Raw genomic sequence first — 15999 nt, forward strand, 5'->3', positions numbered from 1 at the left:
TTCCTGTTGTTCCCGTCCTTCGCGATCTATGTGATCTCGATGAGCGGCGAGACGAACCGGGCGCCGTTCGACCTGCCGGAGGCCGAGGGCGAGCTGGTGGCCGGCTTCCTGACCGAGTACTCGTCGATGAAGTACGCGATGTTCTTCCTGGCCGAGTACATCAACATGGCGACCGTGTCGGCGCTCGCGACCACGCTGTTCCTGGGTGGCTGGCGGGCTCCGTGGCCGATCTCGATCTGGGACGGCGCGAACTCAGGCTACTGGCCGGTGCTGTGGTTCGTCGGCAAGATGATGTGCTTCATCTTCTTCTACATCTGGCTGCGCGGAACGCTGCCGCGACTGCGCTACGACCAGTTCATGAAGCTGGGCTGGAAGATCCTGATCCCGGTCTCGCTGGGCTGGATCGTCCTGGTCGCCACCGTTCGCGCGGTCGGCCGCGAGGTCACCTTCAACCGCAACTACCTGCTGGTGGCCGCGGCCATCGTGGCGCTGATCGCCGTGATCACAATGTTCCTGCCCCAGAAGAAGGAGCCGGAGGCCGCCCCTGAGCCGGAGGAGTTCGATGCCTTCGCCGGCGGGTTCCCGGTCCCACCACCGCTCGTCGAGACTCCGAGCCGAAGCGAGACTGACAGTCGTAGCAAGGAAGGCAGCCGTGGCTAGCGTCAAAGAAAGCATCTGGGATCCGGTCGCCGGGTTCGGCGTCACCTTCCGGACGATGTTCCGGAAGACTTTCACCGAGCAGTACCCGTTCGAGAAGAAGCCGACCGCGCCCCGGTTCCACGGCCGGCACCAGCTGAACCGCTGGCCCGACGGCCTGGAGAAGTGCATCGGCTGCGAGCTCTGCGCGTGGGCCTGCCCGGCGGACGCGATCTACGTCGAGGGCGCTGACAACACCGAGGGCGGACGGATGTCCCCGGGCGAGCGCTACGGCCGCGTCTACCAGATCAACTACCTGCGCTGCATCCTCTGCGGGCTCTGCATCGAGGCCTGCCCGACCCGGGCGCTGACGATGACGAACGAGTACGAGCTGGCCGACACCAGCCGCGAGTCGCTCATCTACGAGAAGAAGGACCTGCTGGCTCCGATGCTGCCCGGCATGCAGGAGCCGCCGCACGAGATGCAGCTCGGCGCGACCGACAAGGACTACTACCGCGGCCTGACCGGTGCGGCTGTGCCGGCCGAGGGTGGTGGAGACCAGTGATCGGCCTGGTCACCGGCGGCCAGGTCGCCTTCTGGATGCTGGCACCGATCATGGTGCTGGCCGGGATCGCGATGATCCTGGTCCGCAAGGCGGTGCACTCGGCGTTGCTGCTGGCAACGGTGATGGTCTGCCTGGCCGTGCAGTACGCGGCCCAGGACGCGCCGTTCCTGTTCGCGGTGCAGATCATCGTCTACACCGGCGCCATCCTGATGCTGTTCCTGTTCGTGCTGATGCTGGTCGGCGTCGACGCGTCCGACTCCCTGGTGGAGACGATCCGCGGTCAGCGGCTGCTGGCCGGCCTGGCCTTCCTCGGCATCGGCATCCTGCTGGTCTTCGCCGTCGGCAACGTCGTGTACGGCGACCCGGTCGGCCTGGGCGAGGCCCAGCCGGACGGTAACGTGCAGGGGCTCGCCCAGCTGCTCTTCGGCAAGTACGTCTTCGCCTTCGAGGTGACCTCGGCGCTGCTGATCACCGCGGCGATGGGCGCGATGATGCTGGCCCACCGGGAGCGGCTGACCAAGAAGAAGACCCAGCGCGACCACGCGGAGGACCGGATCCGCAAGTACGCCGAACAAGGCGTCCACCCCGGACCGCTGCCGACGCCCGGCGTACTGGCCCGGCACAACGCCGTCGACACGCCGGCGCTGCTGCCGGACGGATCGATCGCACCGACCTCGGTTTCGCGAGTGCTGCAGGCACGTGGCACGGTGTTCCCCGAGGCGGAGGAGCGCGACGAGATCGAGACGGTTCGCCGGACCAACGAAGGTGGGCCGGGCGACACTCCCGGTGACAAGGTCCCGCCGCAGAACACCGGCACTGACCTGTCCGGATTCGGTGAAGGAGACAAGCTGTGAGCACCGAGCCGTACATCATCTTGGCGGCGATCCTGTTCAGCATCGGCGCGCTCGGCGTGCTGGTGCGGCGCAACGCCATCGTCGTCTTCATGTGTGTGGAGCTGATGCTGAACGCGACCAACCTCGCGTTCGTCAGCTTCGCCCGCCAGCACGGCAACCTCGACGGTCAGATCGCCGCCTTCTTCGTGATGGTGGTGGCCGCGGCCGAGGTCGTGATCGGGCTGGCGATCATCATGGCCATCTTCCGCACCCGTCGTTCGGCCTCGGTCGACGACGCCAACCTGCTCAAGTACTGAGGTCATAACCGATGAGTCATGAGCTGACGTGGCTGCTGGTCGCGATCCCTGCGGTCTCCGCGGCGATCCTGCTGCTTGGTGGCAAGGCCACCAATGCGTGGGGTCACCTGCTGGGGACCGCGGCGTCGCTGGCGTCCTTTGTCTGCGGGGTCCTGCTCTTCTTCCAGATGCAGGGCCGCGAGGGTGAGGAGCGGTCCGAGACGGTCAAGCTGTTCGAGTGGTTCTCGGTCGGCAGCATCCATGTGGATGTGACGCTCCTGGTCGACCAGTTGTCCATCCTCTTCGTGCTGCTGATCACCGGTGTGGGCTCGCTGATCCACATCTACTCGATCGGCTACATGGCGGACGACCCGCGCAGGCGCCGCTTCTTCGGGTACCTGAACCTCTTCATCGCCTCGATGTTGCTGCTGGTGCTGGCCGCCGACTACCTGCTGGTGTTCGTGGGCTGGGAAGGCGTCGGTCTGGCGTCGTACCTGCTGATCGGCTTCTACCAGCAGCGGCCGTCGGCCGCGACCGCCGCGAAGAAGGCGTTCGTGGTGAACCGGGTCGGTGACATCGGCCTGTCGCTCGCGGTGATGAGCATGTGGGCGCTGTTCGGCTCGTCGGCCTTCGGCACCGTGAACGCGGGCGCCGAGCACCTCTCGTCGACCTGGGCCACGCTGCTCGGCCTGATGCTGTTGCTCGCGGCCTGCGGCAAGTCCGCGCAGGTGCCGCTGCAGTCCTGGCTGCTGGACGCGATGGAAGGCCCGACCCCGGTGTCGGCGCTGATCCACGCGGCGACGATGGTCACGGCGGGCGTCTACCTGGTGGTGAGGTCGCACGCGATCTACGAGGTCACCGACGCAGCCTCTACCGCCGTCGTCATCGTCGGCACGGTGACCGCGCTGGTCGGTGCGATCATCGGTTGCGCCAAGGACGACATCAAGAAGGCGCTGGCCGGTTCGACGATGAGCCAGATCGGCTACATGATGCTCGCCGCCGGTCTCGGCCCGGCGGGTTACGTGTTCGCGATCTTCCACCTGCTCACCCACGGCTTCTTCAAGGCCAACATGTTCCTCGGTGCCGGCTCGGTGATGCACGGCATGCACGACGACGTGAACATGCGGCACTACGGCGGCCTGGCGAAGTACATGAAGATCACCTTCGTGACCTTCTCCTTCGGCTACCTGGCGATCCTCGGCATTCCGCCGTTCGCGGGCTTCTTCAGCAAGGACAAGATCATCGAGGCCGCGTTCGCGGACAACACGGTGATCGGTCTGTGCGCGCTGCTCGGCGCCGGTATCACCGCGTTCTACATGACCCGGCTGATGCTGATGACCTTCTTCGGCAAGCCGCGCTGGGAGAAGGACGTGAAGCCGCACGAGTCGCCCGCGGTGATGACTGGTCCGCTGATCGTGCTGGCCGCGCTCTCCCTGGGCGGCGGCGCGCTGTACTTCGCCGGCCACTGGATCGTCGACTGGCTGGAGCCGGTGGTCGGTCTCGAGGAGCACCACCCGCCGGTCAGCGCCACCGTGATGACGCTGATCACCCTCGCGGTGGTTGCCGTCGGCATCGCGATCGCGGTGGTCCTGTACCGCCGCGACATCCCGCGCGAGGCGCCGGTCCAGGTCTCGCCGGTCACCACCTTCGCCCGCCGTGACCTGTACGGCGACGCGCTGAACGAGGCGGTCCTGATGCGCCCGGGCCAGTACCTCACCCGGACGCTGGTCTGGCTCGACAACCGGGGTGTGGACGGCCTGGTGAACGGGCTGGCCGCACTCTTCGGCGGGCTGTCCGGCCGGCTCCGCCGGTTCCAGACGGGCTTCGTCCGTTCGTACGCACTCAGCATGGTCTTCGGCGCCGCATTCGTGGTCGTCGCCCTCCTCGCGGTGAGGTTGTCGTGAACATCGGTTGGCTGACCTTTCTCCTGCTCCTGCCGTTCGTGGGGGCGCTGGTGACGATGGCCGTGCCCAAGGCGAGTGCGCTGCTGGCCAAGCAGATCGCGCTCGGCTTCTCGGTGGTCACGCTGGCGCTGACCATCGTGATCGCGGTCGGTTACCACCAGAACGGGGCCGCCGACTACGAGGAGACGCACACCTGGATCGAGGCCTTCGGCGCGCACTACGCGCTCGGCCTGGACGGGGTCGGCCTGGTGCTGATCGTGCTCACCGCGCTGCTCACCCCGATCGTGCTGCTCGCCTCCTGGAACGACGCGAAGTCGGGCCGCTGGAGCGAGAAGTCCTTCTTCGCCTGGATCCTGGGCCTGGAGGCGCTCTCGCTCGGGGTGTTCGCCGCCACCGACGTGTTCCTGTTCTACGTGCTGTTCGAGGCCACGCTGATCCCGATGTACTTCCTGATCGGCGGCTTCGGCGGAGCCCAGCGCTCGTACGCCGCGGTGAAGTTCCTGCTCTACTCGTTGCTCGGCGGACTGCTGATGCTGGCGTCCGTGGTCGGCCTGTACGTCGTGTCCGCCAAGGCCGGCGACCCGTCGTACCTGCTCAGTGACATGGTCAAGCTCGACATGAGCCAGAACACCGAGCGGTGGCTGTTCCTCGGCTTCTTCTTCGCGTTCGCAGTGAAGGCGCCGATGGTGCCGTTCCACACCTGGCTGCCGGACGCCGCGGCCGAGGCGACGCCGGGCACGTCGGTGCTGCTGGTCGGCATCCTGGACAAGATCGGCACCTTCGGGATGATCCGGTTCTGCCTGGGCCTGTTCCCGAACGCGTCCGAGTGGGCCACCCCGGTGGTACTGGTGCTCGCCCTGATCAGCGTCCTGTACGGCGCGCTGGTGGCGATCGGGCAGACCGACATCAAGCGGCTGATCGCCTACACCTCGATCTCGCACTTCGGGTTCATCGTGATGGGCATCTTCGCGCTCACCTCGCAGGGGTTGACCGGGTCGACGCTCTACATGTTCAACCACGGCCTCTCCACGGCCGCGCTGTTCCTAGTCGCGGGGTACCTGATCTCGCGGCGCGGTTCGGCCCGGATCGCGGACTACGGGGGAGTGGAGAAGGTGGCCCCGGTGCTGGCCGGCACGTTCCTGTTCGCCGGGCTGGCCAGCCTCGCGTTGCCGGGGTTGTCGCCGTTCATCTCCGAGTTCATGGTGTTGGCCGGGACCTTCAGCGAGCACAAGGTGATCGCGGTGATCGCCGTCCTCGGTATCGTGCTGGCCGCGCTCTACATCCTGATCATGTACCAACGCCTGATGACCGGTCCGGTCCGTGACGGCATCGAGAAGCTCAAGGACCTGAACTTCCGCGAGGTGTTCGCGATCGCGCCGCTGGTGCTGCTGATCGTCGGCTTCGGCATCTACCCGAAGCCGGTGGTCGACATCATCAAGCCGGCGGTGGAATCGACGATGCAGCGCGTGGGTGTCAGCGACAAGGCCCCGGAGATCCCCGTGACGGAGGGACAGAAGTGAGTTTCCAGCTGTTGCCACAGGCTGTGCTGGTGACGCCGTTGGCGGACTTCACCGCGCCGAAGATCGAGTACAACGAGTTGATGCCGCTGCTCGTCGTGTTCGGTGCGGCCTGCGTCGGGGTTCTCGCGGAGGCGTTCCTGCCGCGCGCGTTGCGGCACATGGTCCAGGTGGCGATCGCCGTCGTCGGCCTGGTCGTGGCCGGTGTGCTGACCATCCTGCTGATGGTCGACGACAAGAAGCTGATCGCGGCCCAGGGCGCCATCTCGGTGGACGGCCCGGCGCTGTTCACCTGGGTCACGTTGCTCGCACTGACGCTGATCAGTCTGCTGCTGTTCGCGGAACGCTCGGTCGACGGTGGATTGTCCGCTTTCGCAGGCCAGGCGGCCGCAGTACCGGGCAGTGAGGCCGAGCGCGAAGGCACGGCAGCCCGGGTCGAGCACACCGAGGTCTTCCCGCTGACGCTGTTCGCGGTCGGCGGCATGATGCTGTTCGCGTCGGCCAACGACCTGCTGGTGCTGTTCGTCGCACTCGAGGTCTTCTCGCTGCCGCTCTACCTGCTCTGCGGGCTGGCGCGCCGCCGCCGGCTGATCTCGCAGGAAGCCGCGATGAAGTACTTCCTGCTCGGCGCCTTCGCCTCGGCCTTCCTGCTCTTCGGCATCGCCCTGCTCTACGGGTACGCCGGGACGATGTCGCTCGGCGGGATCGCGGACGCGCTGGCCACCCAGACGGGTGGCGACGCCATCCTGCTGGCCGGAACCGGTCTGGTCGCGGTCGGCCTGCTGTTCAAGGTCGGTGCGGTCCCGTTCCACTCCTGGACCCCGGACGTGTACCAGGGAGCGCCGACCCCGGTCACCGGGTTCATGGCCGCCTGCACCAAGATCGCCGCGTTCATCGGGCTGATGCGGGTGTTCTACGTCGCTCTCGGCGGGACCCGCTGGGACTGGGCGCCGATGATGTGGATCGTGGCCATCCTGACCATGGTGGTCGGCTCGATCGTGGCGATCACCCAGACCGACGTGAAGCGGATGCTCGCCTACTCGTCGATCGCGCACGCCGGCTTCCTGCTGACCGCGTTCGTCGGGCTGGCCCAGGCCAGCAGCGGCGTCACCCACGGGATCACCTCGACCCAGGCGGTGCTGTTCTATCTGGTGACCTACGGCTTCGCCACGATCGGGGCCTTCGCCCTGGTCACGCTGGTCCGGGACGCGGGCGGCGAGGCCACCCACCTGTCCCGCTGGGCCGGCCTGGGCAAGAAGTCACCGCTGCTCGCGGGCATCTTCGCCTTCTTCCTGCTCGCCTTCGCCGGCATCCCGCTGACCTCGGGCTTCACCGGCAAGTGGGCCGTGTTCACCGCGGCCTGGACCGGTGGCGCCTGGCCGCTGGTCGTGGTGGCGGTGCTGTGCAGCCTGGTCGCCGCGTTCTTCTACGTCCGCGTGATCGTGCTGATGTTCTTCTCCGACCTGCCGGCCGACAGCCCGGACGTGGCGTTGCCCGGGTGGCAGACCACGACGGCGGTGGCCCTGGGTCTCGCCGCCACGGTGGTGCTCGGGCTGGTTCCCGGCCCGGTGCTCGACCTGGCGGCCCGAGCAGGTGAGTTCATCCGTTGAGCCCGACCCCCGCCGAGAGCCTGGGGTTCGAGTTCGTCGACGCGGCGCTCGAATCCCGGGTTCGTGCTGGGCTGGACGCGGTCGAGCAGGCGCTCCGCGACTCCGCCCGGTCCGAGGCCCCGTTCGTCACCGAGGCGGCCCAGCACGTCATGGTTGCCGGCGGCAAGCGGTTCCGCCCGCTGCTGGTCCTGCTGGCCGCGGAGTTCGGTCCGACGCCGACCGCCACCGAGGTGGTGGACGCCGCCGTCGTGGTCGAGCTCACCCACGTGGCGACGCTGTACCACGACGACGTGATGGACGAGGCCGCGCTGCGCCGGGGCGCGTCCACCGCGAACGCGCGCTGGGACAACTCGGTCGCCATCCTGACCGGGGACTGGCTGTTCGCCCGGGCCTCCGACCTGGTCGCTTCGCTCGGGCCGGAAGCTGTGCGGATCCAGGCCCGTACCTTCGGGCGGCTGGTCGAGGGCCAGATCCGGGAGACCCTCGGCGTCACCGAGGGACAGGACCCACTCGCGCACTACCTCTCGGTGGTCGCGGACAAGACCGGCTCGCTGATCGCGACTTCGGTTCTCTTCGGTGCCCGGTTCGCCGGTGCCTCCGATGAGATCCAGGAGACCTTGCGAGCCTTCGGCGAGGAGATCGGCGTCGCCTTCCAGCTCGCCGACGACATCCTGGACGTGACGTCGGAGTCCGGTCAGTCCGGGAAGACGCCCGGCACCGATCTGCGGGAAGGTGTTCCGACGCTGCCCGTGCTGATCTTCCGCGCCCAGGCCGACGCCACGGACCCGGCCGACGCGCGGCTGCTCGAACTCCTCGACTCCGACCTGACCGACGACGCCCGGCTGGCCGAGACCCTCGCAGTACTGCGGGAGCACTCTTCCCTCCGCCAGGCCGAGGACGACGTACGCCGCCGCGCCAACGACGCCCGCAAACTGCTGGAAGACCTCCCCGAAGGCCCACCCCGCTCGGCCCTCGAATCCCTCTGCGACCTGGTCGTCACCCGCTCCGTCTAGAACCCCTTACGTCCGAAGAACCGAGGGTCCTGCCCTACGGTTCTTCGGACGTAAGCGTGGAAATCAGCTGCCTACGCGGCCGCCGTCTTTGCGCCAGACGCAGGAGATTGCCGGGCGGGGGAACTTGTGGGTGTGCGGCCAGGTCGAGGTGGGCTTCTCGAAGGTGGCGCCGTCGGTCTCGCCCGGGTGCTGGACGGCGACGAAGGCGGTCTTGTCGTCCTCGCTGACCAGCGGGCCGCAGGCCTCGGAGGCGAACGGTACCGAGAGGAACTGCTTCACCTGACCGCGCTTCGGGCCGGCCACCGGGACGGTGAAGATGCCGTCGTTGGAGCCGAGCACGTTGCCGTCGGTCGAGATCCACAGGTTGCCGGAGCCGTCGAAGGCGACGTTGTCCGGGCAGGAGATCGGGCTGACCTTCGACTTGTCGTAGCCGCCGAAGTAGGTCTCCTGGGCGGTCGGGTCGCCGCAGACCAGGAACAGGGTCCAGAAGAAGCCGGTCTTGGCCGCGTCGTCGCCCTCCTCGGTGAGCTCCAGGATGTAGCCGTTGCGGTTGCCGGCCTTCTCGATCAGTGGGCCGTCGAGGGTGTCGCGGGTGTGCGAGGTGACGACCGGGTTGGCCTCGTCCGCCGGGAACTTGGAGCCGCGGGTGTCGTTGTTCGTCAGCGCCGCGTAGATCCGGCCGTTGATCGGGTTGCGCTCGACGTCCTCGGGGCGATCCATCCGGGTCGGGGCGACCTTGTCGGCGGCAGCCCGGGTGTTGATCAGTACCTCCGCGACGGACAGGCCGTCGATGAACGACTTCTTGTCCGTGGTCAGCGGGATCCACTGGCCGGTGCCGTCGAACAGGCCGTCCTCGGCGCCGTCGCCGGTGAACTTGGCGACGTACAGGGTGCCCTCGTCGAGCAGGCGGAAGTTCGCCTTCCGGTTGTTCTCGTCGTACGTACCGGTCGAAACGAACTTGTAGATGTACTCGCCCTTCTCGTCATCACCGAGGTAGACCGCGATCCGGCCGTCGGCGGTGATGGTCGTGGTGGCGCCCTCGTGCTTCATCCGGCCGAGCATGGTGCGCTTCTTCGGCGTCGACTTCGGGTCGTACGGGTCGACCTCGACGATCCAGCCGGTGCGGAATACCTCGGTCGGGTTCTTGGACAGGTCGAAGCGCTCGTCGACGATGCTCCACCGCCGTGCGGACTTGGTCACGGTCGTCGGTACGCCGTACCGCTTGTAGCTGTCGACGTACTCCGCCGGCACGGTGCCGGTGACATCGAAGTACCCGTTGAAGTTCTCCTCGCCGGACAGGATCGTGCCCCACGGCGTGACGCCGCCCGCGCAGTTCCCGAAGGTGCCGTAGGCAACCTTTCCGACCCGGGGGTCGGCGGCGGCCGGGCCGACCACGTCGAACTTGGTGGTGGCGGTGATCCGGCGGTTGTACGAGCCGGCGTGGCTGTCGCGGCGCCACTGGCCGGTGCGGGAGACCCGGTCGATCTGGACCACCGACATGCCGTGCGCGGCCAGGCCGATCTTCGCGATCGTCTTGGCGTCGTACTTGCCGGTCGGGAACATCAGGTTCTCGTCGGTGTACTCGTGGTTGCAGACCAGCAACGCCTTCCGGTCATCGCGCAGCGGCACGATCATCGTGTAGTCGTTGTTGTAGCCGAACTGCTTGGCCTGTGCCTCGGGCGTCTGCCTGTTCACGTCGAACTTCGGCGCGCCCGGCACCACCGGGTCGCCCCAGGCGATGATGACGGCCTGCTGGTAACCCTTCGGGATGACGATGTCGTCCTTGCGGCTCGGCGGCACCACGCTGTGGCTCAGTTCGCCCCGGCCGGCACTGCCGAAGCCCGGGAACGCACCGTTGCCCTTGTCGCCGCCCGCGATGGTCGAGAAGTTCGCCGCGGCGGGGTTGCCCCTCGAGACCAGCGCGCCGACCCCGGCGGCCGCGACACCCGCGACGCCGACCTTCAGCATCCCGCGCCGGGAGAAGGCCGACCGCAGCACGGTCTGGATGTGCTCGTTGCCGGAAGTGTTCGGCTCGGGGTGGTCACACTGGTTGGCGCACTTGAGTTCACAGGTGCGGTAGGACCGGGATCCGTGACGGGTGCCGATCTGACTGATCAGCGGCAGCAGCTTGGGGCTCACTCGCAGTACTCCGACTTCTCGCAAAGGATTGCAGCGGACGCCGCGAGGCTAAGGAGCCGAGAAGGGAGCCGGGTGAAGGTTAGATGAACGCCATAAGGCTTAGGTTGCCCTTAGTAGCAATCGGCGCTCATAGTGTCACGCTGCGGAAGCGGCCACCTCGAGTGCCACCGTACGCCGCCGGCGGGTGAGCCCGTCCCAGGTGAAGATCACCAGCGCCAGCCAGACCAGACCGAATCCGGCCCACCGCATCGGCGTCATCCGCTCGTGGAAGATCAGGACCCCGATGACGAACTGCATGATCGGTGCGATGTAGTTCAGCAATCCGAGCGTGGTCATCGAGATCCGGGTCGCAGCGGCCCCGAAGAGCAGCAGCGGTACTGCGGTGATGGGTCCCGTCAGCAGCACCAGCGCCAGGTAGCCCGGACCGTCGTGCGTCACCGTCGACTGGCCCTGGAATCCCAGCACCACAACGGTGATCAGCGCGAGCGGAGCCACCGTGGCCGACTCGATCGCCATCCCCTCCAGCGCGCCGGCGCCGGCCTTCTTCTTGGCCAGCCCGTAGAACCCGAACGAGAAGGTCAGGATGATCGCCACCCATGGCGGCCGCCCGTTCTCGATCGTCAGCCCGACCACGGCGACGAAGGCGATGGCCAGGGCGATCCACTGGGCGCCCCTGAGTCGCTCCTTCAAGACGAAGACGCCGAGCAGCACGGTGAACAGCGGGGTGATGAAGTACCCCAGCGACGTCTCGACGACCCGGTCGTGGTTCACGGCCCAGATGAAGGCGCCCCAGTTGATCGAGACCAGGAACGCGGCGGCGACCAGGGACCACCTCCGCCGGGGCTCCGCGAGCAGCGCCCGCACCTGACCGAAGCGTCGTAGTACGAGAACCAGTAAGGCGATCGTGACAAGCGACCAGAGGATCCGCTGGGCCAGCAGTTCGAGTGCGCCGGAATGGTCCAGCAATCTCCAGTAGAGCGGGAAGATCCCCCACAGCAGGTAGGCGGCGAAGCCGTAGATCATCCCACTCCGCTGCTCTGGCACGTCTGCGAGTGTAGGCCTTCCGTCAGTGCCGTCCAATCACTTTGCTCATGACGTGAGACGCGCTGGACCGATGAGGTTGGATAGGGGAAGAGACACGAGGAGGCACGCGTGGGTGTGAGGACCGGTTTGGTCTCGGTGACGTTCCGTCAGTTGGCTGTCGAGGAGGTCGTCGAGGTCGCGGTGCAGGCAGGGCTGGCCGCCGTCGAATGGGGTGGCGACGTCCATGTGCCGCTCGGTGATCTACCGGCTGCGCGCAAGGCCCGCGCCCTCTGCGAGGACAACGGGCTGGCCGTGGCGGCCTACGGTTCCTACCTGCGGGCCGGCAGTGTCGACCGCGAAGAGATCCGTACTGCGGTCACCACCGCCGCCGAACTGGGAGCTCCCCGGATCCGCGTCTGGGCGGGGACAGTCGGTACTGCGGAAGCCGGGGTGGGCGACCGGATGGCCGTGACCCGGGGGCTGGCCGAGCTGGCGGATGTGGCGGCCGGGTCCGGGATCGAGATCGCGATGGAGTTCCATCGGGGCACGCTGACCGACGAGGTGGATTCCACCATCACACTGCTGCTCGATGTCGGTGCGCCCAACCTCACGACGTACTGGCAACCGCCGGTGGATCTGAACGATGTGGAGTGCCTGGAGCAACTGGAGGCGCTGATGCCGTGGCTCAGCACCGTCCACGTCTTCTCCTGGTGGCCCTCCAACAACCGTCTGCCGCTGGCGGCCCGCGAGTCCCTCTGGCGCCCGGTGCTGGACCGCCTGGCGGCTGAGCCCCGGGAGATCAACGCCCTGCTCGAGTTCGTCGCCGACGACTCGATCGCCCAACTGACCACCGACGCCGCCAACCTCCATTCCTGGGTCTGACGCCGGCCCTACTCGGTCGGTAGGTAGATGGCCAGGATGAGTTTGCCCTTGGTGGCGGTGCCGTCGAGAGTGAGGGTTGCGGCGGAGGCCGGGCCGGCGGGTTGGCCCGTCGTGCCGAAGCCGGCGCCGCCTGAGCCGAAGCTTCCTCCGGTGTCCTCGCCGTCCAGGCCTAGGGTGACGGTGCCGCCGTTGGGGCCGAGATCCGAGCTGCCGTAGGTGATCAGGTACGGCTTGTCGGCTGGGGTGTCGATCTTCAGGACCTTGGTCTTCGTGGCGTCGACGGTCTTCACCTCGCCGAGCTTGTAGGTGTAGCCGCCCTGCTCGACCACCTCGTCCAAGGATGTGCCGTCAACGGTGCGCTGGGCGCCCTTCTCGTAGATGCCGAGGCCGAGGTAGACCTGCGGCATCGTGACCGGCTTGCCGTTCCGGTCCTGCAGTCTGACGGTGATGTCGTAGGTCTGGCCGGCCTTGAAGGCGTCCGCAAGCGTTGAACCTCCGCTCCCACCGGCGTCGGTCGAGGTCGAGCTCCCACCGCAACTCGGCCCACGCTCGCCGACGCCGCCGATCTGGATGGAGAGCTGGTACTCCGCTTCGCCGGCGCCCGCGGTGTTCGCAGTACAGAAGGTCCGCAAACTCACAGGTGCGCCGCTGGCGGTGTAGCGAAACTTCAGTGTCGTCTGGCCGCGATCGCCGATCGTGGCCGCCTTGAGGGTGTCGCCGCCGACCTTGGCGCGGTACCGGATGTCGTTCTTGACGAAGTCATCCGGGCTCTCCGGCGCGATCCGGTTCGGTGCTCCTGGTAGCTGCAGTTCGGGGGTGGTGTAGAGGCCGACGGCGAGTTGGGTCGTCTCGTCCTGGATGATCCGGCCCGCGTCGTCGACGATGTGGGCCGTGACCTGGATCGGTTTCCCCACCGGCGCGTCGAGCCAGATGCTGTTGTCGACGTCGAGCGGAACCCAATGCTCAGGTGCGGTCCCGCTGTCGGCACATTGCTCGTTGGTGGCCTGGCGGCCGTTGAACTGGATGACCAGCGAGCGGCCGTTCAGAGATCGGCAGTAGGGATACAGCGCGATGCTGTGACTGGTCGGCGTCCATTGGAACCTGAGCTCGGATTCGCCCTCCCTGCCGATCCAGCCCTTCTCCAGCCTGTTGTCGCCATCGACGCCGACCAGGGTGATGCCGTCCTTGGTGTAGTCGGCCGGGGGCTGGGCGGGCTCCGGAGCGGTGTTGTTGGTGAGGGAAGGGACGAAGGCCAGTGCCGCGATGGCGATGACGGCGGCGCCGGCGGTGGCGACGCGGCGGCGCTTGGTCCGGGTGATCTTGCGGTGGACGCCGGGCAGCAGGTCGGTAGGCCGGTCGTCGGGCTCGGACGCGCGGTTGGTCAGTTCGGCGCGCAGGTCGGTGAGGTTCATCGGAGGGTCTCCTGGTCGGCCGCGGAGCCAGAGGGTTCGGCAGGGGAGCCGGAGGGATCGGAGAGCAGGGCAGGGTCGAGGCGGAGTTTGGCGAAGGCCTTGCTCGTCTGGCTCTTCACCGTGCCGGCGCTGCAGCCGAGCACCCGGGCGGTCTCGGCCTCGGAGAGGTCCTCGTAGAAGCGCAGTACTACGACGGCCCGCTGCCGCCGCGGCAGCCGTTGCAGCGCTTGCCAGACATCGGTGCGCTCGCTGGATTCAGCCGGTACTGCGACCTCGGGCAGCTCGTCGGTCGGGTGTTCACCGTTCCAGCGGCGCCGCCACCAGGTCGCGAAGGTGTTGACCATGATCTTGCGGACGTAGGGCTCCGGGTCACCGCCCTCGATCCGGGTCCAGGAGAACCACGCCTTGGCCAGCGCGGTCTGCACCAGGTCCTCGGCCAGGGCGTGATCCTGGGTCAGCAAGTAGGCGGTGCGCAGCAGTCTGCGCGACCTCGCCAGCACGAAAGCGTCAAAGCTCTCCGCAGATGTCACCGGTCGCCCCGTTCCCCCGGCACGCACGGTGAGCGTGCTCTCATCGATGGTCACATCATGGCTGACCAGTTGGAACCCGGGTTTGGTTGCCCGGTGTACACGCCGATGTCGTAGAAAAGTTTCTTCAGGCCCTGGTCAAGCGGCAGATTGTGGCGGCAAGCTGGCGGGTGACAACGCGTTTCGCCCCATCGCGTCCCCGGAGGTACTCCGATGTCCCAGCTGATCAGCAAACCCCTGCCCAGGATCCTGGCCGTGCTCGCCCTGTTCGCGGCGATGCTCGGCACGACAGTGGTCACCTCGGTGGTGACGGCGACCGAGGCCCATGCCGACGGTTGTTACACGTGGAGCCGCACTCTGGCTGAAGGCGCCAGTGGCGAGGATGTCCGTCAGTTGCAGATCCGGGTCGCCGGCTATCCGGCGTACGGGGGTCATATCGCGGCGGACGGTGCCTTCGGGCCGGCCACCAAGGCGGCGGTGCAACGGTTCCAGTCGGCGTACGGGCTGGGTGCGGACGGAATCGCCGGCCAGGCGACCTTCAGCAAGATCTACGCGCTGCAGGACGATGACTGTACGCCCATCCACTTCACTTACGCCGAGCTCGACGACGGCTGCGGCGGCAGTGGGTACGACGGTGGCCCGCTGTCCGAAGCCGCGACCAGGGCGAACGCATTGCAGACCATGTGGCAGCTAGAGGCGATGCGGCACGCGCTCGGCGACCAGGCGCTGAACATCACCAGCGGCTTCCGCAGCGTCCCCTGCAACAACGCGGTCGGCGGCGCGAGCAACAGCCAGCACCTGTACGGCCGGTCCGCCGATCTGGTCGGCGTCCACTCGTTCTGCACCTTGGCCAAGCAGGCGCGCTACCACGGTTTCGGCGGCATCCTCGGCCCCGGCTACCCCGGTCACAACGACCACACCCACCTAGACATCAGGACCAGCAACTTTTGGTCGGCCCCGAACTGCGGCATCTGACCTTCGTCAACGCCCTGCTGAGCCGGTACGACGGATCAGCAGGGCGAGGGTGATTCCGGCCGACCGGTCGAGGTGATGCGCGGTCAGCCCGGCCCGTCGTGCCGCCAGCACGTCCAGCTCCAGGTTGTCGCCGATCATCATCGTGTCGGCCGGCTCGACGCCGAGTGCCTCGCAGGTGAGGTGGTACGCCTCGGGCGCGGGCTTGCTGAACCCCAGGCTCTCGGAGGTGGAGACGATGTCCACCAGTTCGGCGAGACCGATCGCGGTCAGCTTGGCGTGCTGCTGCAGGGTGCTCCCGTTGGTCAGCACGCCGATGCGCCAGCCGTTGCTGCGGGCAACTTCCAGCGCGGGCCGGGCATCGTCGAAGGCGGCCCAGTTCTGCCGATAGTGATCGAGGTAGCCCGCGAAGATCTCGTCCAGCTCGGCATCGGTCGCCGGTACCGGCTGCCCGATCACCGGGAGGAAGTCCACCAGCCGGCCGCGGCGCTGGCCTTGGTGGGTCAGCCGTCCGGCCAGCCAGCTGTCGAAGTTCACCCGCTCGATCTCGAACCACTTGGTCAGCAGGTTGTCCGTGAAGGTCACGCCGAGCGTCGGGAACCAGGTCCGGATCGCGTTGCTCGCCGACGTGGTGTGGTCGAACAAGGTGTCGTCGAGGTCGAAGATCACC

At 67.4% G+C, this 15999-nt stretch carries 15 protein-coding genes; 10 read left to right on the forward strand and 5 right to left on the reverse strand.

The features are described from left to right. The 8 genes from VFG33_RS16550 to VFG33_RS16585 form a co-directional block, all read left to right on the forward strand. A partial coding sequence (locus VFG33_RS16550) for a complex I subunit 1/NuoH family protein (protein WP_325053763.1) occupies positions 1 to 660 on the forward strand: 660 nt, incomplete at its 5' end. Continuing rightward, positions 653 to 1201 carry an NADH-quinone oxidoreductase subunit NuoI gene (gene nuoI, locus VFG33_RS16555; protein ID WP_325053764.1) on the forward strand — a complete coding sequence of 183 codons (549 nt, stop codon included), beginning with the start codon at positions 653 to 655 and terminating at the stop codon, positions 1199 to 1201. The genes VFG33_RS16550 and nuoI, both read left to right, overlap by 8 nt. Next, positions 1198 to 2055, forward strand: coding sequence for an NADH-quinone oxidoreductase subunit J (locus VFG33_RS16560; RefSeq protein WP_325053765.1), 858 nt, complete (start codon positions 1198 to 1200; stop codon positions 2053 to 2055). Before nuoI ends, VFG33_RS16560 begins: the two co-directional genes overlap by 4 nt. Next, positions 2052 to 2351, forward strand: a complete 300-nt coding sequence (gene nuoK, locus VFG33_RS16565; protein ID WP_325053766.1) for an NADH-quinone oxidoreductase subunit NuoK — start codon at positions 2052 to 2054, stop codon at positions 2349 to 2351. The genes VFG33_RS16560 and nuoK overlap by 4 nt, the downstream gene beginning before the upstream one ends. An 11-nt stretch (positions 2352 to 2362) precedes the next feature. Next, positions 2363 to 4234 carry an NADH-quinone oxidoreductase subunit L gene (gene nuoL, locus VFG33_RS16570; protein WP_325053767.1) on the forward strand — a complete coding sequence of 624 codons (1872 nt, stop codon included), beginning with the start codon at positions 2363 to 2365 and terminating at the stop codon, positions 4232 to 4234. After that, positions 4231 to 5754 carry an NADH-quinone oxidoreductase subunit M gene (locus tag VFG33_RS16575; RefSeq protein WP_325053768.1) on the forward strand — a complete coding sequence of 508 codons (1524 nt, stop codon included), beginning with the start codon at positions 4231 to 4233 and terminating at the stop codon, positions 5752 to 5754. The genes nuoL and VFG33_RS16575 overlap by 4 nt, the downstream gene beginning before the upstream one ends. Positions 5755 to 5834: 80 nt before the next feature. Further along, complete coding sequence (gene nuoN, locus VFG33_RS16580) at positions 5835 to 7361, forward strand: NADH-quinone oxidoreductase subunit NuoN (protein ID WP_325053800.1); 1527 nt, start codon at positions 5835 to 5837, stop codon at positions 7359 to 7361. Next, entirely contained in the window at positions 7358 to 8374 is a 1017-nt protein-coding gene (locus VFG33_RS16585) for a polyprenyl synthetase family protein (RefSeq protein ID WP_325053769.1), read from the forward strand. The genes nuoN and VFG33_RS16585 overlap by 4 nt, the downstream gene beginning before the upstream one ends. Positions 8375 to 8437: 63 nt before the next feature. Here the strand turns inward: VFG33_RS16585 and VFG33_RS16590 are convergent, their stop codons facing one another. Both VFG33_RS16590 and rarD read right to left on the reverse strand, forming a co-directional pair. Continuing rightward, complete coding sequence (locus VFG33_RS16590) at positions 8438 to 10513, reverse strand: PhoX family protein (RefSeq protein ID WP_325053770.1); 2076 nt, start codon at positions 10511 to 10513, stop codon at positions 8438 to 8440. A gap of 135 nt (positions 10514 to 10648) precedes the next feature. After that, entirely contained in the window at positions 10649 to 11557 is a 909-nt protein-coding gene (gene rarD, locus VFG33_RS16595; RefSeq protein ID WP_325053771.1) for an EamA family transporter RarD, read from the reverse strand. A gap of 108 nt (positions 11558 to 11665) precedes the next feature. Between rarD and VFG33_RS16600 the strand changes: the two genes are divergently transcribed. Next, entirely contained in the window at positions 11666 to 12418 is a 753-nt protein-coding gene (locus tag VFG33_RS16600; RefSeq protein ID WP_325053772.1) for a sugar phosphate isomerase/epimerase family protein, read from the forward strand. A gap of 8 nt (positions 12419 to 12426) precedes the next feature. On the opposite strand, the gene VFG33_RS16605 is transcribed toward VFG33_RS16600, so the two are convergent. Next, entirely contained in the window at positions 12427 to 13830 is a 1404-nt protein-coding gene (locus tag VFG33_RS16605) for a hypothetical protein (protein ID WP_325053773.1), read from the reverse strand. After that, positions 13827 to 14360, reverse strand: a complete 534-nt coding sequence (locus tag VFG33_RS16610; protein ID WP_325053774.1) for a SigE family RNA polymerase sigma factor — start codon at positions 14358 to 14360, stop codon at positions 13827 to 13829. The genes VFG33_RS16605 and VFG33_RS16610 overlap by 4 nt, the downstream gene beginning before the upstream one ends. A gap of 210 nt (positions 14361 to 14570) precedes the next feature. Between VFG33_RS16610 and VFG33_RS16615 the strand changes: the two genes are divergently transcribed. Further along, on the forward strand, positions 14571 to 15332 hold the full coding sequence (locus VFG33_RS16615; protein ID WP_325053775.1) for a D-Ala-D-Ala carboxypeptidase family metallohydrolase: 762 nt from the start codon (positions 14571 to 14573) through the stop codon (positions 15330 to 15332). A gap of 6 nt (positions 15333 to 15338) precedes the next feature. On the opposite strand, the gene VFG33_RS16620 is transcribed toward VFG33_RS16615, so the two are convergent. Further along, on the reverse strand, positions 15339 to 15998 hold the full coding sequence (locus VFG33_RS16620; RefSeq protein WP_325053776.1) for an HAD family hydrolase: 660 nt from the start codon (positions 15996 to 15998) through the stop codon (positions 15339 to 15341). Between the last annotated feature and the right edge of the window lies 1 nt (position 15999).

The organism is Kribbella sp., from assembly GCF_035687465.1.
Lineage (GTDB): Bacteria > Actinomycetota > Actinomycetes > Propionibacteriales > Kribbellaceae > Kribbella.

What these genes read in the sequence shown, in the direction of transcription:
- nuoN (WP_325053800.1), top strand. Translation starts at nt 5,835, where the DNA reads ATGCCGCTGCTCGTCGTGTTCGGTGCGGCCTGCGTCGGGGTTCTCGCG.
- VFG33_RS16615 (WP_325053775.1), top strand. Translation starts at nt 14,571, where the DNA reads ATGTCCCAGCTGATCAGCAAACCCCTGCCCAGGATCCTGGCCGTGCTC.
- nuoL (WP_325053767.1), top strand. Translation starts at nt 2,363, where the DNA reads ATGAGTCATGAGCTGACGTGGCTGCTGGTCGCGATCCCTGCGGTCTCC.
- VFG33_RS16605 (WP_325053773.1), bottom strand. Translation starts at nt 13,830, where the DNA reads ATGAACCTCACCGACCTGCGCGCCGAACTGACCAACCGCGCGTCCGAG.